We start from the raw sequence: 19,290 nt of genomic DNA on the forward strand, positions 1-19,290 counted from the left end.
GGTTGTGGTGACTGACTTCGCAATCACCACCGCACCCGGAGGCCTCACCCATGATCAAGCCGACACACCGTCACCAACGTATTGGCCAAGTACAACTAGAGGCTCACCCCGTAGTGATCATGAACCGAGGAAGCGCTGGTCACGCCCTGTCACCGGTGCTGTGCCACCCGATCACCGACTTTGTGCATGCGTTCACAAGCGGTACGGTGTGTGCATCACCAACGCCGCAGGTCCTGCGGTGAAGCACACCCGGAGGTCGGAGAGCGTGGTTTCGCAGCGGGGCGAAGGTGAGACGACCAGCACCCCTCTGGAGGCTGCCGACAAGGAGCGCGCCCGCGCGATCCCCGAGGCCGCCGTGGCCCGGCTCGCCGTGTACCTCCGCGTGTTGTCCGGCATGGCCGAGAGTGGCGTGACGGCGGTCTCCAGCGAGGAACTGAGCCAGGCGGCCGGCGTCAACGCGGCCAAGCTCCGCAAGGACCTGAGCTACATCGGCAGCTACGGCACGAGGGGCGTCGGGTACGACGTCGAGGTCCTCGTGAGCCACATCGAGCGCATCCTCGGCCTCACCCGCAACCACTCCGTGGCCGTCGTCGGCATCGGTAACCTTGGTCACGCTCTCGCGAACTACGGAGGGTTCCCCGGCCGTGGTTTCCCGGTCACCGCCCTCTTCGACGTGGACGCCGATCTCGTCGGAATCCCTGTTGGGGGCATACCCGTCAACCACATCGACGAGATCACCGCGATCTGCCTGGAGCGCGAGGTGTCGATCGGCGTCATCGCGACGCCGCCCCCCGCCGCCCAGTCGGTTTGCGACCGTTTGGTATCTGCGGGCGTCCAGTGCATTCTGAACTTTGCACCAGTTGTCCTTCAGGTTCCAGACAACGTCGAGGTGCGCAAGGTTGACTTGGCGGTCGAGATGCAGATCCTGTCGTTCCACGTCGCTCGACGTGCGGACGAGGCTGCCAGCATCTCGGTCGGCAACAACGGACTCGGTGTGGACGGGATGGTGATTCGCCCGTGAGCGTGAGCCAGACGGCTCCGGTAGACGTGGTGAGTGCATGAGCGTGCTCGTAGTCGGGCTTTCGCACCGCACCGCACCAGTCCCGGTCCTGGAACGCGTCACCGTGGCCGAGCCGAACCTGCCCAAGGTCCTCGGCCAGCTGCTCGCCGCCCCCAGCGTCTCCGAGGCGATGGTCCTGTCGACCTGTAACAGGGTCGAGGTCTACGCCGTCGTCGAGTCGTTCCACGGCGGCATGTCCGAGGTCGTCGACGTGCTGGCGCAGCACGCGCAGATCGAACCTCAGGCGCTCTACGAGCACTTCTACGTGCATTACGCCGCCGCTGCCGTCGAGCACCTGTTCTCCGTCGCGGCGGGCCTCGACTCGATGGTCGTCGGCGAGTCCCAGATCCTCGGCCAGCTGCGCGGCGCGTACGCGGCGGCGGACGAGGCGGGCACCGTCGGCAGGACCGTCCACGAGCTCACCCAGAACGCGCTGCGCGTCGGCAAGCGGGTGCACACCGAGACCGGCATCGACCACGCGGGCGCCTCCGTCGTGTCCGAGGCCCTCGGTGACGCCGAGGCCCAGCTGGGCACCCTCGTCGGCAAGCGCGCGCTGCTCGTCGGCGCCGGGGCCATGGGCGGCCTGGCCGCCGCCCACCTGCGCCGGGCGGGCATCGGCGAGGTCGTCATCGCGAACCGGACGCAGGCCAACGGTGTGCGTCTCGCCACGTCGCTGAAGGCCGAGGGCGTCCCCGCGACGGCCGTCGACCTGGCCGCGCTGGCCGTCGAGATCGACCTCGCGGACATCGTCTTCGCGTGCACCGGGTCCGTCGACACGGTCGTTCGTGCAGACATGATCAGCACGCGCTCGCGGCCGTTGGTCGTGTGCGACCTGGGCCTGCCCAAGGACGTCGACCCGGCCGCCGCCGAGCTGCCGAACGTTCGTGTGGTGGACCTGGAAACGTTGCAGCGCCGCCTCTCCGACGCGCCCGCCGGCCAGGACACCCGCCTGGCGGTCCAGTTGGTCGGCGACGAGGTGAGGGCCTACCTCGCGGGCCAGCGGTCCGCCGAGGTCACGCCGACCGTCACGGCCCTGCGCAAGCGGGCAGCCGAGGTGGTCGACGCCGAACTGCTCCGTCTTGATTCGCGACTTCCCGAACTGGACGCCGCGACACGCGGTGAATTGGCCAAGACGGTACGCCGCGTTGTAGACAAGCTCCTGCACACGCCGACCGTCCGGGTGAAGGAGCTCGCCTCCGCCCCTGGTGGCACCGGCTACGCGGAGGCTCTCCGCGAACTGTTCGGGCTCGACCCCCAGTCGCCTGGGGTTGTCAGTCAGACCAAGCAAGCTCCTGTGGATGGTGAAACGCGGTGACCCGCACCCTACGGATCGGTACCCGAGGCAGCGCACTGGCGCTCGCGCAGACGGGGACCGTGGCCGAGGCGCTGAAGGCTGCCGGAGCACAGGTCGAGATCGTCGTCGTCAAGACGCCGGGCGACCTCTCCGACGCGCCCATCGCCCAGATCGGCATCGGCGTCTTCACGTCGGCTCTTCGTGACGCGCTCGCGAACGGCGAGATCGACGTGGCCGTCCACTCCTACAAGGACCTGCCGACCGCGCCGGACCCCCGGCTGACGCTCGCGGCCGTGCCGCTGCGTGAAGACCCGCGCGACGCCCTTGTGGCGCGTGACGGTCTCACGCTCGGTGAGCTGCCGTCGGGGTCCACTGTGGGCACCGGATCTCCGCGCCGGGCGGCGCAGCTGGAGGCGTTGGGCCTCGGGCTGAACATCGTCCCGTTGCGCGGCAACGTGGACACGCGCATCGGCAAGGTCCGCAACGGCGAGCTCGACGCGGTGGTGCTGGCTCGCGCCGGCATCTCGCGGCTCGGCCGCACGAGCGAGATCACCGAGAACCTGGAGCCCATCCAGATGCTTCCCGCACCCGCACAGGGTGCGTTGGCAGTCGAGTGCCGGGTCGACGACGTCGACGCCGAGCACCTGATCCAGTCCACTTTGGACGATTCGGCCAGCCGGGCCGCTGTGACCGCTGAGCGCGCCATGCTGGCCGCGCTCGAAGCGGGCTGCAGCGCGCCGGTCGGCGCGCTGGCCGATGTGGTGGAAGACCTCGACGACGAGGGCAAGGTCGTGTATCGACTTTCCCTGCGCGGGGTCGCAGCGACGCCGGAGAACGATCTCCTCCGTGCGTCCGCCACCGGTGACTTGACCGAAGCTGAGGGACTCGGCCGTGCGCTGGCCGCCGAGTTGCTCGACCTCGGGGCCGCCGTTCTCAGCGGTCCAGAGGCGTAATCGATGGGGAGTGCCCTGATGACCCGCGCACGCAAGACCCCCGGACGCATCGCCTTCGTGGGCTCCGGCCCAGGCGACACCGGGCTGCTCACGGTCCGGGCCCACGACTTGCTCACCAGGGCTGAACTCGTGGTCACGGACCCGGACGTCCCCGCGGACGTCCTCGCGACCGTGCCCGAGGGAGTCGAGGTCCGCCCCGCTGTCGGCGAGGCCGCCGACGTGGCCAAGGACCTGGTGACCGAGGCGCGCAACGGTGCGACCGTCGTCCGTCTCGTCGCGGGTGACCCGCTGACGCTCGACTCGGTCGTGAAGGAAGCGCAGGCCGTCGCGAAGTCGACGATCCCGTTCGACGTCGTACCCGGTGTGCCCGCGGGCACCGCGGTTCCGGCGTACGCGGGTGTGGCTCTCGGTGGCGTGCACACCGAGGTCGACGTCCGCGCGGTGACGGACTGGGCCGGCCTCGCCGCCGCGCCCGGCACGCTCGTCCTGCACGCGACCGGCTCGCACCTGGCCGAGGCAGCGTCGAACCTGGTCGAGAACGGCCTCGCGCCGCAGACACCGGTCGCCGTCACCGCCGAAGGCACCGGCTTCCAGCAGCGCACCATCGACACGACGCTGGCGGCCGTGGCCGCCGACGCCGGTGAGATGGGCGGCCCGCTGGTCGTCACGGTCGGTGCCGCCGCCGCCAACCGCTCGAAGCTCTCCTGGTGGGAGTCGCGGGCGCTGTACGGCTGGCGAGTGCTGGTCCCGAGGACCAAGGAGCAGGCCGGCGCGATGAGCGAGCGTCTGCACTCACACGGCGCTATCGCCGTCGAGGTGCCGACGATCTCCGTCGAGCCGCCCCGCAGCCCCGCGCAGATGGAGCGCTCGGTCAAGGGTCTCGTCGACGGCCGCTACCAGTGGGTCGTCTTCACCTCGACCAACGCCGTCCGCGCGGTGTGGGAGAAGTTCCGCGAGTTCGGCCTGGACGCCCGCGCGTTCTCCGGCGTGAAGATCGCCTGTGTCGGCGAGGCCACGGCCGCGAAGGTGCGCTCGTTCGGCATCATCCCGGAGCTCGTGCCGTCGGGTGACCAGTCGTCCGAGGGCCTGCTGAACGACTTCCCGCCCTACGACGACATCCTCGACCCGGTCGACCGCGTGCTGCTGCCGCGGGCCGACATTGCCACCGAGACGCTGGCCGCGGGCCTGCGCGAACGTGGCTGGGAGATCGACGACGTGACGGCGTACCGCACCGTGCGTGCGGCCCCGCCGCCCGCCGACACCCGCGAGATGATCAAGTCCGGTGGCTTCGACGCGGTGTGCTTCACCTCGTCGTCGACCGTGCGGAACCTGGTCGGCATCGCGGGCAAGCCGCACGCCCGCACGCTCGTCGCGTGTATCGGCCCGCAGACCGCCGAGACGGCGCGGGAGTTCGGCCTCCGGGTCGACGTGCAGCCCGAGGAGGCGAACGTGCCCGCGCTGGTCGATGCGCTGGCAGCCCACGCCGCCCGGTTGCGCGCCGAGGGAGCGCTGCCTCCTCCGCGCAAGACCAAGCGTCTGCGCCGCAGCTAATCCGAACAAGCCGTCGGGGCCACTCAAGATCCTTTGGGTGGCCCCTTCGACTCTCTTCCGTCAGGGAGTCTCCAGATGTATCCACTGCACCGGCCGAGGCGTCTGCGCACGACGCCCGCCATGCGCCGCCTTGTGTCCGAGACCGAGGTACGCCCGAGGCAGCTCGTGCTGCCGATGTTCGTCAAGGAAGGCCTGGCCGGGCCTGCTGAGATCAGCAGCATGCCGGGCGTCCTGCAGCACTCCCGTGACTCGTTGCGGAAGGCCGCGGTCGAGGCCGTGCAGGCAGGAGTCGGCGGCATCATGCTGTTCGGCGTCCCGGCCGAGCGTGACGCCGTCGGTTCCGGCGGCACGGACCCGGACGGCATCCTCAACGCCGCCCTGGGCGACCTGCGCTCGGAACTGGGCGACAGCACCGTTCTCATGTCGGACTGCTGCCTCGACGAGTTCACCGACCACGGCCACTGCGGCGTGCTCGCCGCCGACGGCACGGTCGACAACGACGCGACCCTCGAGGTCTACGGCGAGATGGCCGTCGCGCAGGCGCGCGCCGGTGCCCACGTCGTCGGCCCGAGCGGCATGATGGACGGCCAGATCGCCTTCATCCGCAACGCACTGGACCAGGCGGGCCTGCACGACACCGGCATCCTCGCCTACTCCGCCAAGTACGCGTCGGCGTTCTACGGCCCGTTCCGCGACGCCGTCGAGTCGCAGCTCGCGGGCGACCGCAAGACCTACCAGCAGGACCCGGCGAACGCCCGCGAGGCGATCCGCGAGGTGCAGCTGGACCTCGCCGAGGGCGCGGACATGGTCATGGTCAAGCCCGCGCTGCTGTACCTGGACGTGCTGCGTGCGGTCGCCGAGATCTCGGACGTTCCCGTTGCGGCGTACCAGATCTCCGGCGAGTACGCGATGATCGAGGCCGCTGCCGCGAACGGCTGGATCGACCGGGAACGCTCGATCCTCGAGTCGCTCACGTCCATCCGCCGCGCCGGCGCGGACATCGTGCTCACGTACTGGGCAGTGGAAGCCGCCCGGTGGCTGGACCGCTAGCCCTGCCGGGCGTTCCGAAGCTGATCAACGCCGCCAACGCCACACGGCCGGACAGCTGTGCCGACCGTGCTGATGTACCGGGTGTCCGCGCACTTCAGGAAGCGAGTCACGGTGGACAGCGCGGTTCGGCCGTCCTAAGTTCGCGACCGTGACGTCTCCGAAGGAATCGGGCACCCCTGGCACGATCACCGCGGGCTACTGGCTCGTCGTGGCCGGCGCCGTCCTCTGGGTGTTCGCCGCCGTGTTCCAGTTCGCCAACAAGCAGCTCCTGATCGACGAAGTGAAGTCCACGACCACCGACGACAAGCTGACCCCGGAGATGATCGAGTCGACGGCGACGGCGATCGTCGTCGCCGTGCTGGTGGGCTCGGTCGTGCTGGCAGGGCTCGCGGTGTGGTTCGCGGGCAAGGTCAAGGGCGGGCTGAAGAAGAGCCGCACCGGGTTGATGATCACGGTGTTGCTGAACCTGTTCTTCCAGATGATCGGCAACGGGCTGGCTGTCACGCCGGCGCTGATCGCGATGTCGGGCCTGGTGTTGTTCTACTTCCGGCAGTCGACCGAGTACCTGACCCAGCGCGAGCAACTGGCGTGAAACACGACGACACGCCGCGGTCCGTTCGCATCGCGGTCGGCCTGTGGCTCGCGATCGCCGTCTTCGTCCTCTTCACGACCGCGGGGCTGTGGTTCCAGCGCGGTGAGGTGCAGCGGCTGACCGGCTGGACGTCCGGGCAGGTCACGAGCTTCCTGGGCACGCTGACGGCGGTCGCGGTGATCTTCGTGGTGGCCTACGCGTGGCTCACGCGGTTGTTCCTGAAGCGGAAGAACTGGGCGCGGATCGCGTTGTCGCTCATCGCGATCGTGCACATGATCTGGATCCTGTTCGTCGGGATCAGCGCTTCGAGCTTGGTCACGTTGCTGCTCATCTGTGCCGCAATCGTCTTCACGTGGCAGGCGCGTACGGCACAGTGGCTGGCGGAGGTGCGTGAGCAGTGACCAATCCGCAGGACCCGAACCCCTGGCAGCCGAGCCCGGACATCCCGCAGGCCCAGCCGGGCGCGACGGCCGGGACGTACGAGGTGACCACCGTGAACAGCATGGGGTTGCCCATGCCGCAGGCCCCCGAGCTGGCACCGCCTCTCGACCACGCCCAGTGGCAGAACCCGGCCGGCTGGCAGAACCCCTATCCCGCGGCACCAGGCGGGCACTACCAGGTGAACCAGGTCGCGCAGGCGAGCTACCCGATGACGCCGGTGCAGTCCCACGAGCTGCCGCCGGCGCGGCCGGCCACGATCAACGCCGCGATGTGGATCTGGATCGTGGGCGCCGTGCTCTCCGTCGCCGTGCTGCCGGTGATGCTGCTCGTCAACGCCGACTTCTTCCTCACCCAGGACAGCGTCGTCACGGAGGAGGACCGCCGGGCGGGCGAGATCGGTGTGCGGGCCTTGGCGGTGATCTTCGGGTTCATGATGCTGGTCGCGGCCGCGCCGTACGTCGCGTTCGCGATCGTGCTGCGCAACGGCCAGAACTGGGCGCGCATCCTGCTCACGATCCTCGGCGGGCTCGGAATCGTGTCGATGATCGGGATCACGTTCATCTCGATCGGCTCGCAGGTCTGGCAGCCGAGCGTGGCGATCTGCATCGTCGTGATCGGGCTGACCATCGCGGCCATCGTGCTGCAGTTCCTGCCGGCGTCGAACAGGTTCGTCCGCTAGTGCTCTACCGCGAGTCCGGCAGCAGCTGGTGGCCGCTCCTGTGGGGCCCGGCGTTCGCCGTCGCCGGATACCTGGTCGAGCTCGTGACCGGGCCCGCGTCCGTGACGCTGTGGGCCGTCGCAGGACTCGGCCTGACGCTCGGCGCGGTGCTCTGGGTGTACGGGCGGGTCAGGACCGGCAGCATCGAGCTCACGGCCGAGGAAGCGCGGTTCGGGCGGGAGAAGCTGCCGGTTGCGATGATCGAGGCCTGCCAGGACGTCGGTGCGCCGACCGGGGCGAAGGTCCTCGGCGGCGGCTGGTCGGTGCCCAAGGGGACGACCGCGGTGCCGTTGCGGCTGGTCGGCGGCTCGGTGGTGCTGGCGTGGGCGCGCGATCCGGACGCCTTGCTCGCGGCGCTGCGGCGGGTCGTGAGAAGGTGAGCGACGTGACAGAGGCCGTGACTGAGCAGGAGTCGGACGCCATGGTGGAGGAGCCTGAGCAGGCGCCGCCGGCCGGTCCGAGCCTGCACCAGCCCAGGCGGTGGCTCATCGCCGCGGGTGAGGCCGTCGTGATCGTCCTGCTGGTGGTCTTCGCCGTGTGGTGCTGGAACCGCGGCGTCGTGCGGCTGGAGTACCCGTTCGAGGGGCGCGAGCCGTTGATCTCCACGCGCTACCACGGCAACTGGCTGGGCACCGCCGTCGGCGCCGCCACGCTGGCCGTGGTCCTCGCTCTGGACGCGGTGAGGCAGGTCCTGCTGGCCGTGCGCACCCGGCCGCAGAAAGCCGCCGACTCCGACATGTGAGACTGGGGTACGTGACTGCGAGTCGATCCCAGGCCCTGTTCGAGCGCGCGTCGACGCTGACCCCCGGCGGGGTCAACTCTCCGGTGCGGGCGTTCCACTCCGTCGGCGGCACCCCGCGCTTCATGGTGCGCGGCGAGGGTCCGCACCTGTGGGACGCGGACGGCAACCGGTACGTCGACCTGGTGGCCTCGTGGGGCCCGATGATCCTCGGGCACGCCCATCCGGCCGTGGTCTCCGCGGTGCAGAAGGCCGCTGCCTCCGGGCTGTCGTTCGGCACGCCCACCGAAGGTGAGATCGAGCTCGCGGCCGAGCTGATCGACCGCGTCGAGCCGGTCCGCCAGGTCCGCCTGGTCAACTCGGGCACCGAGGCCACGATGAGCGCGATCCGCCTCGCGCGCGGCTTCACCGAGCGCCGCAAGATCATCAAGTTCGCCGGTTGTTACCACGGTCACGTCGACGCGCTGCTGGCCCAGGCCGGCTCCGGTGTCGCGACCTTGGGCCTGCCTTCGTCGCCCGGTGTCACGGGCGCGCAGGCAGAGGACACGATCGTCCTGCCGTACAACGACATCGAGGCCGTGCGCGCGGCGTTTGCGGAGAACCCCGGCGAGATCGCCTGCGTCATCACCGAGGCCGCGGCGGGCAACATGGGTGCCGTCGCGCCGGGTGCCGACTTCAACGCGGGCCTGCGCGAGATCTGCGACGCCGACGGCGCGTTGCTGGTCATGGACGAGGTCATGACCGGCTTCCGCGTCTCGCGCGCCGGCTGGTTCGGCCTGGAGCGCGTGCGCGGCGACCTCTACACGTTCGGCAAGGTCATGTCCGGTGGCCTTCCGGCGGCCGCGTTCGGTGGCCGTGCCGACGTGATGGAGCGGCTCGCCCCCTCCGGTCCCGTCTACCAGGCGGGCACGCTGTCGGGTAACCCCGTCGCGGTGGCCGCCGGTCTCGCGACGCTGCGCGCGGCGGACGACGAGGTCTACACGGCACTGAACCGCAACGCCACGCGCCTCGGCGCGCTCTTCACGGCCTCGCTGACCGAGGCAGGAGTCGAGCACCGAGTGCAGTTCGCTGGGAACCTGGTGAGCGTGTTCTTCGGTTCTACCGAGGTGAAGGACTACGCGGGCGCGCAGGCATGTGAGACGTGGCGCTTCCCGCCGTTCTTCCACGCCCTGCTGGAGCGAGGCGTCTACGCCCCGCCGTCGGCGTTCGAAGCGTGGTTCGTCAACGCCGCCATGGGTGAAGAGGAGTTCGCCGTGATCGCCGACGCACTGCCGCACGCGGCCCGTGCCGCCAAGGAGGCCCGCAAGTGACCCGCACCGTCGTCCACCTGCTCCGCCACGGCGAGGTGCACAACCCGACCGGCATCCTCTACGGCCGCATCCCCGGCTTCAAGCTGTCCGAGCGGGGGCAGAAGCAGGCCCTCACCGTGGCCGAGCACCTGGCCGATCACGACATCGTGCACGTCGTGGCGTCCCCTTTGGACCGTGCACAGCAGACTGCCTCTCCTATCGCCGACTCGCATCGGCTCGAGCTGGCCACCGATGAGCGGTTGATCGAGGCCGACAACCAGTTCGAGGGGTTGAAGGTCGCTGTGGGGGACGGGGCTTTGCGGTCTCCTCAGCATTGGCCCAAGCTCGTGAACCCGTTCCGGCCCTCGTGGGGTGAGCCCTACATCGAGATCGCTCACCGGATGATGGGTGCGGCGCAGAAGGCTCGGGCCGCTGCTGAGGGGCATGAGGCTGTTTGCGTTTCGCATCAGTTGCCCATTTGGACCTTGCGGCGGTTCTTGGAGGGGAAGCGGATGTGGCACGACCCCCGTCGGCGGGAGTGCTCGCTCGCTTCGCTCACCTCGTTGATCTTTGAGGGGGAGCAGTTGGTTCGGATTGCCTACTCCGAGCCTGTGGGGGCTACTGATCCTCGGGTGACTGGGGCATGAAGCGGCTTTTGGTTCTTTTGTTGCTGCTTGCCGGGTGTACTACCGGGAAAGATGCTTCTCAGGTTGGGGCTGGGGATTTTTATCTCGTTGCTCCTGGGGGGCAGGTCGAGATTCGGTATCCGGTTGGTGAGCGTAAAGAGCTGAAAGGGCTTGAGGGCGAGTCGCTGCTTGAGGATGGGAAGGTCGTTCGGCTTTCTGATTACTCGGGTAAGCCTGTTGTGATCAATATTTGGGGGGCCTGGTGTGGGCCCTGCCGGACTGAGGCTCCTGAGATGCAGAAGATTTTTGACGCTGGGACTCAGGTTGTCGGGGTTGACGTCAAGGAGACTTCCAAGGATCATCCTCGGGATTTTATGAAGGACCGGGGTTTGACCTATCCGTCTATTTATGATGCTTCTGCCCGGAGTTTTATCAACGTTTTTCGGGGTGTTCCGGCTAATAGCGTTCCGTCTACGTTTGTTGTGGATAAGGATCATAAGGTGGCGGCTGCGTTTTTGGTTCCGGTGTTGGCTTCGGATCTGCAGCCTGTTTTGGATGAGCTTGCCAAGGAGTGATCTTTGGGGCCGTGAAGGGGTGTCAACTCGACGAAAAGCGTGTCGAGTTGACACCCCTTCACGCATGCAGCAAGTGCTATGGCGCGACTCGTGATGGGACCCCACCGCCTGGCCCGTTTGGTAAGGACGGCTCGCCTTCGGCTTCGCGGGTGGGATGGCTGCTCGTTGCTACCGGGCTGGCGGTGGGGTTACCGGCTCGTTTAGTGATGGGATTTTGGCCTTGAAGGCCTTGATCATGGCGTCTCGGCCGATTGAGTTGAACTGTTTGCCCAGGGTTCGCATGATCGAGTTGCCTGTGGGGCGGTATAGGCCGGTTTTGTAGTAGCGGGCGCCCTCTACTGGGGCGATCACGCCGCCGTCTGGGGAAGGTTGGCCCAGGTATTCGGCCCACTTGGCGCCGGTTGGGTCCTTGGTCACGTTGATTTCTCGTGGTTCTGTGCCCGTGTAGTTTTCGTACGGGTAGTCGTATTCGTCGGCCAGGCCGCCGATTGAGTGGCCCAGCTCGTGGATTGCGATTTGGCCCGCTTGTGCGTTCGAGCCTGAGGCTGTGGCTACTGAGCCGCCTGCGCCGCCGTACTTTGTGGTGTTGCCTAGGGCGATCACCTGGTCTGACTGTGGGGCCAAGGCCGCGAATTCTTTTGCCTTGGTCTCGTTTACGCAGAGGAGGCGTTCTGTGTTCGCGTCGCGGCCCTGGCACCAGAAGCCCATGTCCAGGGCGGTGTTTTTGAGCAGGCCCTTTGTCGGGTCGTGGTCTACGCCGGACTCTGCGGAGATTACGTTGACCTGCCAGACGTTGAAGTACTGCTTGTAGGTGGCGAAGGGCTCTACTGCGGAGAGTTCTTCCCACTTGCTCTTCACGTTCGCGGCGTAGGTTGCCAGGTCTTCGGTTGTGTAGCCGTCGCCTACGAAGACGAGGTCGAAGCGGTCTGTTGAGTCGCCGGTCACTTGTACCGGGATCACGTCCGCTGCGGCCAGGGCTCGGAAGTCCGTGGACTTCTCGGCTGGGGCCTTCGGGGTCAGGGCTTGGGTGATGGAGCCGTCTTCGTTGAAGACTTCGCGCCATTCCATCGCCGGGGCAGCGCCGCCGGCCGGTACCTGCGCGAACAGTGCCAGTGCTGACATGGTCAGCGCTGGGAGGAGCAGCCGGGAACGTTGCATGTGCTGACGCTAAGCAACCGGGTTGTCACCCACAAGCGGCAATTGTCGGTACTTTTGGCCCAAGCCTTGTGTTGGGTCAAAGCCATGCCGGTGGTCGCGTGATCTGGGCAACTACCTACTCTGAGATCTGTGAACCCCACCGATCTGGCGATCTCCGGGCCGTTGCTGCTGGCTACCGGGGTTGCTTTGCTCGCGGGTTTTGTCTCGTTCGCGTCGCCGTGCGTGGTGCCGCTTGTGCCCGGTTACCTGGCCTACCTTGCTGGGCTGGTCGGTGCCGAGGCGCCTCGGGTCGAGGCGAACGAACCCGCTCGGCAGGGGCGATGGCGGGTGGCCGGGGCCTCGTTGCTGTTCGTGCTCGGGTTCACCGTTGTCTTCGCGTTGGCCTCGATGGCCATTCTTGGTGCTTCGGACGCGCTGTTCCTCAACGCTGATCTGTTCCAGCGCATCGGTGGTGTCGTCACAATCCTGATGGGACTGGTGTTCCTCGGGCTCGTTCCGGCGCTGCAGAAGGATCTGCGGTTCCACGCCAAGCCCGGTGCCGGGTTGCTTGGGGCGCCTTTGCTGGGGGCCGTGTTCGCGCTTGGGTGGACGCCCTGTCTCGGGCCGACGCTGGCCGGAGTGCTTGCTGTCGCGCGCAGTACCGAGGTCGGGTCGTCGACTGTGCGTGGGGCTGTGCTGGTGCTTGCGTACTGCCTGGGGCTCGGGTTGCCGTTCGTGGTTCTTGCGCTTGGTGCGCGTTGGGCGTTGGGCGTGACGAAGTGGCTGCGCACGCACGCTCGGCATGTGCAGATCTTCGGTGGCGTGCTGCTGATCCTCGTCGGGATCGCGCTGGTCACCGGGCTCTGGGGTGAGTTCGTCGGGTGGCTGCGCTACTCGTTCGTCGACGTCGTGAGGCTGCCGCTCTAGTGATCGCCTTCCTCCGCAACACGTGGCGCGGGCTCACCTCGATGAGGACCGCGCTGACCCTGCTGTTCCTGCTCGCGCTCGCGGCTATGCCCGGTGCGTTGCTGCCGCAGCTGTCGCTGAACGCGGCCAAGGTCGACGAGTACGTCGCCCAGCGCGGCTGGTGGGGGCAGTTGCTGCTCAAGCTCGGGTTCTTCGAGGTGTACGCCACGCCGTGGTTCGCCGCGATCTACCTGCTGCTGTTCACTTCCCTCGTCGGGTGTCTGCTTCCCCGCACGTGGGAGTACTTCAAGCAGATGCGCGCGAAGCCGGTGCTGACGCCGCGCAATCTCTCGCGCATGCCGCACCACGCGCAGGCCGAGCTCGACGTGACGCCGGACGAAGCTCTCGCACGGGCGAAGAAGGCCATGCGTGGCTGGCGGATGGAGACCGGCGAGGGCACGGTCAGCGCGGAACGCGGGTTCCTGCGCGAGACCGGCAACCTGGTCTTCCACTTCGCGCTGCTGGGCCTGCTGGTGTCGTTCGCGCTCGGCAAGATGTTCAACTACGAGGGTCAGGTCATCGTCCAGGCCGACGGCGGCCAGTTCTGCAACGGCGGCATCTTCAACTACGACCAGTTCCGGCCCGGCCTGCGGGTCGACGGCACGGATCTCACGCCGTTCTGCGTCGAGATCGGCAAGTTCACCGCCGACTACCTCGACAACGGCCAGCCCGTCGGCTACAAGGCGGACATCCGCTACCAGTCGGGCGACGACCTCACCTCGAACACGTGGAAGCCGTACACGCTGCAGGTCAACCACCCGCTGCGCACCGAAGGCGACCGCCTCTACCTGCTCGGCCACGGGTACACGCCGACGTTCACGGTGACGTTCCCCAACGGCGAGAAGCGCACGCAGGGCATCCAGTGGCTGCCTACCGACCAGCTCACGCTGGCCTCGGAGGGCGCCACGAAGTTCGACCCGCCCGGCGTCACGGACTCCGAGACGCGGCGTAAGAACCAGATCGCGGTGACGGGCCTGCTGGCGCCGACGCCGTTGCTGCACGGCAGCATCCTGAACTCGAAGTTCCCGGCGCTGAACAACCCCATGGTCGCCGTCGACGTGTACCGCGGCGATCTCGGTGTGGACGACGGCCGCGGCCAGTCGATCTTCTCGATCGACCAGGACAAGGTCGACCAGGGCCGGTTGGCGAAGGTCGCGCGCAAGAACCTCGCGCTGGGCGAGGAGATCGCGCTCGACGACGGTACGAAGGTGCGCTTCGACGCCGTGAACGACTGGGTGTCGCTACAGGTTTCGCACGACCCGACCCAGGGTTACGTGCTGGCGTTCGCCATCCTGATCATCCTCGGCCTGGGGGTCTCGCTGACCGTCAAGCGCCGCAGGGTGTGGGTGCGTGCGACCCGTTTGGATGACGGGCGTACTTTGGTCGAGGTCGGTGGGCTTGCCCGTACTGACCAGGCAGGATACGGCGAGGAGTTCACGCGGCTGGCCCGCGCGGTGCTGAACGAGGAGAAGTCCTGATGCCGGTTGACGAGACCCTCGCGACCTACAGCGACTGGCTGTACCGCAGCGCGCTGGGTGTCTACCTCTTCGCGGTCCTGCTCTACGCGGTCGAGCAGGCTTTCGCCCGCGCGCCGCGCAAGGCGATGGTCGGGGCCGGTGCGCCGGACATCCTCACCGACGCACCGAAGAGCGAGCTGACCAGGGCCGAGCGCATCGGCCGCATGGGCGCCGCGATGACGGTCCTCGGCGCGGTGCTGCACCTCGGTTCACTGGTCATGCGCGGTCTGTCCGCCGGGCGGGCGCCCTGGGGCAACATGTACGAGTACATGTCGCTGCTGTGCCTCGCGGCCGTGGTGACGTGGATCGTGCTCATGGCCAAGTTCCCGATCCGCCGTCTCGGCGCGTTCGTGCTGACGCCGATCCTGGTCCTGCTGTTCCTCGGTGGCACCGTGCTCTACGCCGAGTCCGCGCCCGTTCAGCCGGCGCTGCGGTCGTACTGGCTGGTGATCCACGTCTCGGTGATCTCGATCTCGTCCGGCATGCTGCTGATCCCCGGCGTGACGTCGATCCTCTACCTGCTCAAGGACACCAACTCCGACCGCTTCCCGAAGCTGCCGTCCGCCGACGTGCTCGACCGCATGTCCTACCGGACCACCGTGCTGGCGTTCCCGCTGTTCACGGCCGGGATCATCCTCGGGGCGATCTGGGCGGAGGCCGCGTGGGGCCGGTTCTGGGGCTGGGACCCGAAGGAGACGGTCGCGTTCGTCTCGTGGGTGGTCTACGCGGCGTATCTGCACGCGCGCGCGACGGCCGGATGGCGCGGCCGTGGGGCCGCTTGGATCAACGTCGCGGGCTTTGCCCTGAACGTGTTCAACCTGTTCTTCATCAACTTGGTCACCAGCGGGTTGCATTCGTACGCGGGTCTCTAACGAGTTAGCCCCCATGTCGATGGAACCGTTGCCGGTTGCGTACCGTCGCAACCTGGGGGTCGGGGAAGTCTCGGTCCCTCTTGCTCAGGGAGGGCCACAGCGGTGACATGGCAACCACCGGGTGAGGAACAGGGCTCCGGCCCGCAGTACGTCGACCCGCAGGCGGCGGCCTACCTCGACCCGCAGCAGTCCGGCCCGCAGCACGTCAGCGGCGGCCAATCAGGCCCGTACAACCTGGCCGGTCAGTCAGGCGCGTACCAGGTTCCCGGCAACGCCTCCGGCCCGTACCAGGTCCCTGGCAACGCGTCGGGTCCGTACCCGGTGCCCGGTTCGCAGTCCGGCGCCTACCAGGTGGGTGGTGGCCAGTCGGGCCCCCACAACACCGACAGCACCGCGCAGTACGGCCACTTCGCCGGCCAGCAGTACCCGAACAACTTCCCGCAGCAGCAGTACCGCTCGCAGGCGCAGGAAGTTTCGTCGCAGCAGCTCATCAAGAAGGAGAAGCGCCCGCCGACGTCCGGCTGGCGCAAGTCCCTGCACTCGATCAGCGGCGGTGCCATCAACCTGGGCGAGAGTCCGGCTGACGTGCGGCGACGTGAACTGATCGCGCGGATCAACCAGCCGCTGCGCGGGTGCTACAAGATCGCGATGCTGTCCCTGAAGGGCGGTGTCGGCAAGACCACGACGACCACCACGCTCGGTTCGACGTTCTCGTCACTGCGCGGTGACCGGGTGGTCGCCGTCGACGCGAACCCCGACCGCGGCACGCTGGCGTTGAAGATCCCGCGGGAGACCACGGCGACCGTGCGTCACCTGCTGCGCGACGCCCCGCGGATCAAGAAGTACAGCGACGTGCGCTCGTACACCTCGCAGTCGCCGGCGCGTCTCGAGGTGCTGGCGTCCGAGCAGGACCCGTCGGTGTCGGAGGCGTTCAGCGAGGACGACTACCGGCGCACGGTGGAGCTGCTGGAGCACTTCTACAACATCGTGCTGACCGACTGCGGCACCGGCTTGATGCACTCCGCGATGAAGGGCGTGCTGGACGAGGCGGACTCGCTGGTCCTGGTGTCGTCCGGCTCGGTCGACGGCGCGCAGACATCGGCCGCGACGCTCGACTGGCTCGAGGCACACGGCTACCGCGACCTGGTCGCGAAGTCCGTCTGCGTGATCAACTCGGTGCGCCCGAGGTCGGGCAAGGTCGACCTCGACAAACTCGCAGCGCACTTCCAGCAGCGATGCCGTGCCGTGGTCCGCCTGCCGTTCGACGCGCACCTCGAAGAGGGCGCCGAGATCGCGCTGGACCAGCTCGCGCCGGAGACCCGTCTGGCCTTGCTGGAACTCGCCGCGGTGGTCGCGGACGACTTCCCGCACTCCTGAACGGGTTCTCGACAGTGGCGGAAAGGGGTCCTGAGGTCAGGGCCCCTTTTCCGTTCACTCGTCGCGCTTGCGCTGCTCGTCGAGCTTGCGCAGGAACTCCGGGTCGTCGTCGGGCGCGATCACCTTGCGGCCTGGGGTGTACTCCGAGTGCTGCGGGGCGAACGCTCGCCACACGAGCACAGCCACGGTGAGCGCACCGATCACCGCCAGCAGGTAGATCATCGTGTCGCCACCTCCCTTTGCCACGAGATTACCCGCGGCACAGGGATTACTACGGTTTCAGTGGCGGACGGGTTCAGTTGCCTCGGTCGTGAGCTCCGACAGCAGAGCCTTCACCTCGGTCTCACGGAACCTGCGATGTCCTCCAGGGGTGCGGATCGACCCGATGCGACCAGCGGTGGCCCACCGGGTCACGGTCTTCGGGTCGACCCGGAACAGATTGGCGACTTCCCCAGGCGTCAAGAGCCGCTCGGTGGCTGCAGTCACTCGTCCTCCTCAGATCAGACGTTCCGGTCTGATCGTGGCATCTGACCCATCAGGTACTCGAACGCTTGTTTTTTGGTAAAGAGGTAGTAAGGGACAACCGGGCCGTTTCGGACATGCCCTACGAACTCGCCGCCGTCTGCGGGGCAGCGGCCATATACCGTGTCGCGGGTGGATGCTCTTGATCGACAGATCATCGCCGCCCTGCGGGCCAACGGACGGGCCACGTACGCGGACCTCGGCAGGCAGGTCGGCCTGTCCGCCTCCGCCGTGCACGAGCGGGTCGGCAAGCTCGAGTCCAGCGGCGTGATCGTCGGGTACCACGCGGTCGTCGACCCCAGCGCGGTCGGCCTGGGCGTCACCGCGCTGATCGGCATCCACCCCACCGACATCGCGGACGACAACGAGGTCGCGGTCGCGCTGGCCGAGCTCCACGAGGTCGAGTCCTGCTACCGGGTCGCGGGCGACGAGTCGTTCATCGTGAAGGTCAGGGTGTCGACGGTGGACGACCTGGAGCGCGCTCTCGGGCGGCTGCGGCGCATCCCCGGCGTGGCCCGCACGCGTACGACCGTGGTGCTTTCCACACGGTTCGAAGGGCGCCCGAACACCGGTGACGAAGAAGGCGACGTAACCTGAACGGGTGCTCGCTCGTGATGTGACGCTCTACGTCCTCGCCCGCCTCGGCCTCGTGGTCGTGGTGATGGGCGCGCTCATGTTGGTCAAGGTTCCTTTGCTGCCCGCCCTCGCCGTCGGTGTGGTCGTGGCGTTGCCGGCCTCGTTGTTCATCTTCAAGGGGCTGCGGCAGCGGGTCGCGGCCGGCTTGGGTGAGCACCAGGCGGCGCGTAAGGCCGAGCGCGACAAGCTGCGCTCCGAACTGCGTGGTGACGAAGGTCCTCTCACCCAGGCATAGGCCGTTCGCGCGGTTATCGTGCGGCTGTGAGTACCTCCGTTGACCGCGTTTGCAGCAGGACCAGGCACTGGGTGTGCGAGGCCGTCGGGATCATCGAGGCGGACGCGAACCGCAGCGCTGACACGCACCTCCTGCGCTACCCGTTGCCGATCGAGTGGGGCATCGACCTCTATCTCAAGGACGAGTCGACGCATCCCACCGGGTCGTTGAAGCACCGGTTGGCGCGCTCGTTGTTCCTCTACGCGATCTGCAACGGCTGGATCACCGGTGGCACGCCCGTGATCGAGGCCTCCTCCGGTTCGACGGCGGTGTCCGAGGCGTACTTCGCGCGGCTGCTGGGGCTGCCGTTCATCGCGGTGATGCCCCGCTCGACCTCGGCGGAGAAGGTCGCGCTGATCGAACGCCAGGGCGGCAGGTGCCACTTCATCGACGAGCCGTCGGCGCTCTACGACGAGTCGCGCCGGCTGGCCGCCGAGCTCGGTGGCCACTTCATGGACCAGTTCACGCACGCCGAGCGAGCCACGGACTGGCGGGGCAACAACAACATCGCCGAGTCGATCTTCGAGCAGATGAGGCTGGAGCCGTCGCCCACCCCCGACTGGATCGTCGTCGGCGCGGGCACGGGCGGCACGTCGGCCACGATCGGCCGGTACATCCACTACCAGAAGCTGAACACGCGCCTGGCCGTCGTCGATCCCGAGCACTCGGTCTTCTTCGACGCGTGGCGCGACGGCGACCGCGACCTGGTGGCCACGAGGGGGTCCGGCATCGAGGGCATCGGCCGGCCGCGGGTGGAGCCGTCGTTCATCGGCGAGGTGATCGACCGGATGATCAAGGTGCCGGACGCGGCGTCCGTCGCGACGATCCGGTACGTCGAGGACCAGCTCGGCCGCCGGGTCGGCGGTTCCACCGGGACGAACCTCTGGGGAGCGTTCCAGATCGTGGCCGAGATGCGGCAGTCCCGCACTCGCGGGAGTGTGGTGACCCTGTTGTGTGACGGTGGCGAGCGTTACGCGAACACCTACTACGACGACACATGGGTATCGGCACAGGGCATGCACCTCGCCCCGTGCCTTGAACGCCTGAACAACTTCCACCGCACGGGGAACTGGTGACGAGAGTTGTGCGTCACAGCGTGAC

23 protein-coding genes are annotated in these 19,290 nt (G+C 67.8%); 20 read left to right on the plus strand and 3 right to left on the minus strand.

The genetic code is table 11. From position 1 onward, the window contains the following. Positions 1 to 265 precede the first annotated feature (265 nt). From IG04_RS0119910 to IG04_RS45430, 13 genes are all read left to right on the plus strand, one after another. On the plus strand, positions 266 to 1,021 hold the full coding sequence (locus IG04_RS0119910; protein ID WP_036015346.1) for a redox-sensing transcriptional repressor Rex: 756 nt from the start codon (positions 266 to 268) through the stop codon (positions 1,019 to 1,021). Between the two features lie 37 nt (positions 1,022 to 1,058). Then, positions 1,059 to 2,375: a glutamyl-tRNA reductase gene (locus IG04_RS0119915; RefSeq protein ID WP_030478176.1), complete on the plus strand. Its 1,317-nt coding sequence runs from the start codon at positions 1,059 to 1,061 to the stop codon at positions 2,373 to 2,375. After that, positions 2,372 to 3,307: a hydroxymethylbilane synthase gene (gene hemC, locus IG04_RS0119920; protein WP_030478177.1), complete on the plus strand. Its 936-nt coding sequence runs from the start codon at positions 2,372 to 2,374 to the stop codon at positions 3,305 to 3,307. The genes IG04_RS0119915 and hemC overlap by 4 nt, the downstream gene beginning before the upstream one ends. Before the next feature lie 18 nt (positions 3,308 to 3,325). Beyond that, positions 3,326 to 4,858 carry a bifunctional uroporphyrinogen-III C-methyltransferase/uroporphyrinogen-III synthase gene (locus tag IG04_RS0119925; protein WP_030478178.1) on the plus strand — a complete coding sequence of 511 codons (1,533 nt, stop codon included), beginning with the start codon at positions 3,326 to 3,328 and terminating at the stop codon, positions 4,856 to 4,858. Between the two features lie 75 nt (positions 4,859 to 4,933). Beyond that, on the plus strand, positions 4,934 to 5,908 hold the full coding sequence (gene hemB / locus IG04_RS0119930; RefSeq protein ID WP_030478179.1) for a porphobilinogen synthase: 975 nt from the start codon (positions 4,934 to 4,936) through the stop codon (positions 5,906 to 5,908). A gap of 148 nt (positions 5,909 to 6,056) precedes the next feature. Further along, the gene (locus IG04_RS0119940; protein ID WP_030478180.1) at positions 6,057 to 6,500 is read left to right on the plus strand and encodes a hypothetical protein; all 444 of its coding nucleotides are present in this window, start codon (positions 6,057 to 6,059) and stop codon (positions 6,498 to 6,500) included. Continuing rightward, positions 6,497 to 6,901, plus strand: a complete 405-nt coding sequence (locus IG04_RS0119945; protein ID WP_030478181.1) for a hypothetical protein — start codon at positions 6,497 to 6,499, stop codon at positions 6,899 to 6,901. The genes IG04_RS0119940 and IG04_RS0119945 overlap by 4 nt, the downstream gene beginning before the upstream one ends. Continuing rightward, positions 6,898 to 7,620: a hypothetical protein gene (locus IG04_RS0119950; protein ID WP_030478182.1), complete on the plus strand. Its 723-nt coding sequence runs from the start codon at positions 6,898 to 6,900 to the stop codon at positions 7,618 to 7,620. Before IG04_RS0119945 ends, IG04_RS0119950 begins: the two co-directional genes overlap by 4 nt. Beyond that, entirely contained in the window at positions 7,620 to 8,039 is a 420-nt protein-coding gene (locus tag IG04_RS0119955) for a DUF3093 family protein (RefSeq protein ID WP_030478183.1), read from the plus strand. The genes IG04_RS0119950 and IG04_RS0119955 overlap by 1 nt, the downstream gene beginning before the upstream one ends. A gap of 5 nt (positions 8,040 to 8,044) precedes the next feature. Continuing rightward, on the plus strand, positions 8,045 to 8,401 hold the full coding sequence (locus IG04_RS0119960; protein WP_144065183.1) for a hypothetical protein: 357 nt from the start codon (positions 8,045 to 8,047) through the stop codon (positions 8,399 to 8,401). Between the two features lie 11 nt (positions 8,402 to 8,412). Next, positions 8,413 to 9,708: a glutamate-1-semialdehyde 2,1-aminomutase gene (gene hemL / locus IG04_RS0119965; RefSeq protein ID WP_030478185.1), complete on the plus strand. Its 1,296-nt coding sequence runs from the start codon at positions 8,413 to 8,415 to the stop codon at positions 9,706 to 9,708. Next, positions 9,705 to 10,334 carry a histidine phosphatase family protein gene (locus IG04_RS0119970; protein WP_030478186.1) on the plus strand — a complete coding sequence of 210 codons (630 nt, stop codon included), beginning with the start codon at positions 9,705 to 9,707 and terminating at the stop codon, positions 10,332 to 10,334. Before hemL ends, IG04_RS0119970 begins: the two co-directional genes overlap by 4 nt. Then, positions 10,331 to 10,888: a TlpA family protein disulfide reductase gene (locus tag IG04_RS45430; RefSeq protein ID WP_084400875.1), complete on the plus strand. Its 558-nt coding sequence runs from the start codon at positions 10,331 to 10,333 to the stop codon at positions 10,886 to 10,888. The genes IG04_RS0119970 and IG04_RS45430 overlap by 4 nt, the downstream gene beginning before the upstream one ends. 168 nt (positions 10,889 to 11,056) lie before the next feature. Here IG04_RS45430 and IG04_RS0119975 read toward each other — a convergent pair whose 3' ends face one another. Beyond that, complete coding sequence (locus IG04_RS0119975; RefSeq protein ID WP_030478187.1) at positions 11,057 to 12,046, minus strand: M64 family metallopeptidase; 990 nt, start codon at positions 12,044 to 12,046, stop codon at positions 11,057 to 11,059. 129 nt (positions 12,047 to 12,175) lie between these two features. Between IG04_RS0119975 and IG04_RS0119980 the strand changes: the two genes are divergently transcribed. From IG04_RS0119980 to IG04_RS0119995, 4 genes are all read left to right on the plus strand, one after another. Then, entirely contained in the window at positions 12,176 to 12,952 is a 777-nt protein-coding gene (locus tag IG04_RS0119980) for a cytochrome c biogenesis CcdA family protein (protein WP_030478188.1), read from the plus strand. A 41-nt stretch (positions 12,953 to 12,993) separates the two neighbouring features. Beyond that, on the plus strand, positions 12,994 to 14,469 hold the full coding sequence (resB, locus tag IG04_RS0119985; protein ID WP_051770348.1) for a cytochrome c biogenesis protein ResB: 1,476 nt from the start codon (positions 12,994 to 12,996) through the stop codon (positions 14,467 to 14,469). Next, the gene (gene ccsB, locus IG04_RS0119990) at positions 14,469 to 15,380 is read left to right on the plus strand and encodes a c-type cytochrome biogenesis protein CcsB (protein WP_030478190.1); all 912 of its coding nucleotides are present in this window, start codon (positions 14,469 to 14,471) and stop codon (positions 15,378 to 15,380) included. The genes resB and ccsB overlap by 1 nt, the downstream gene beginning before the upstream one ends. A 102-nt stretch (positions 15,381 to 15,482) precedes the next feature. Continuing rightward, complete coding sequence (locus IG04_RS0119995) at positions 15,483 to 16,757, plus strand: MinD/ParA family ATP-binding protein (RefSeq protein ID WP_084400877.1); 1,275 nt, start codon at positions 15,483 to 15,485, stop codon at positions 16,755 to 16,757. Positions 16,758 to 16,811: 54 nt separating this feature from the next. Here the strand turns inward: IG04_RS0119995 and IG04_RS47230 are convergent, their stop codons facing one another. Both IG04_RS47230 and IG04_RS0120005 read right to left on the minus strand, forming a co-directional pair. Beyond that, positions 16,812 to 16,979 (minus strand): hypothetical protein, encoded by a 168-nt coding sequence (locus tag IG04_RS47230; protein WP_086667950.1) that lies wholly within the window; start codon positions 16,977 to 16,979, stop codon positions 16,812 to 16,814. 57 nt (positions 16,980 to 17,036) lie between these two features. Further along, positions 17,037 to 17,243 carry a BldC family transcriptional regulator gene (locus tag IG04_RS0120005; protein ID WP_030473853.1) on the minus strand — a complete coding sequence of 69 codons (207 nt, stop codon included), beginning with the start codon at positions 17,241 to 17,243 and terminating at the stop codon, positions 17,037 to 17,039. Positions 17,244 to 17,411: 168 nt separating this feature from the next. Between IG04_RS0120005 and IG04_RS0120010 the strand changes: the two genes are divergently transcribed. Genes IG04_RS0120010 through cds1 form a run of 3 tightly spaced genes read left to right on the plus strand, consistent with a single transcriptional unit; the run spans position 17,412 to position 19,265 of the window. Beyond that, positions 17,412 to 17,876 carry an Lrp/AsnC family transcriptional regulator gene (locus IG04_RS0120010; protein ID WP_030478192.1) on the plus strand — a complete coding sequence of 155 codons (465 nt, stop codon included), beginning with the start codon at positions 17,412 to 17,414 and terminating at the stop codon, positions 17,874 to 17,876. A gap of 4 nt (positions 17,877 to 17,880) precedes the next feature. Continuing rightward, on the plus strand, positions 17,881 to 18,150 hold the full coding sequence (locus tag IG04_RS0120015; RefSeq protein ID WP_030478193.1) for a DUF4229 domain-containing protein: 270 nt from the start codon (positions 17,881 to 17,883) through the stop codon (positions 18,148 to 18,150). A gap of 26 nt (positions 18,151 to 18,176) precedes the next feature. After that, positions 18,177 to 19,265 (plus strand): L-cysteine desulfhydrase Cds1, encoded by a 1,089-nt coding sequence (gene cds1 / locus IG04_RS0120020; protein ID WP_030478194.1) that lies wholly within the window; start codon positions 18,177 to 18,179, stop codon positions 19,263 to 19,265. The last annotated feature ends 25 nt before the right edge of the window (positions 19,266 to 19,290 follow it).

This window comes from Lentzea albidocapillata, from assembly GCF_000719115.1.
GTDB classification, from domain to species: Bacteria; Actinomycetota; Actinomycetes; order Mycobacteriales; family Pseudonocardiaceae; genus Lentzea; species Lentzea albidocapillata.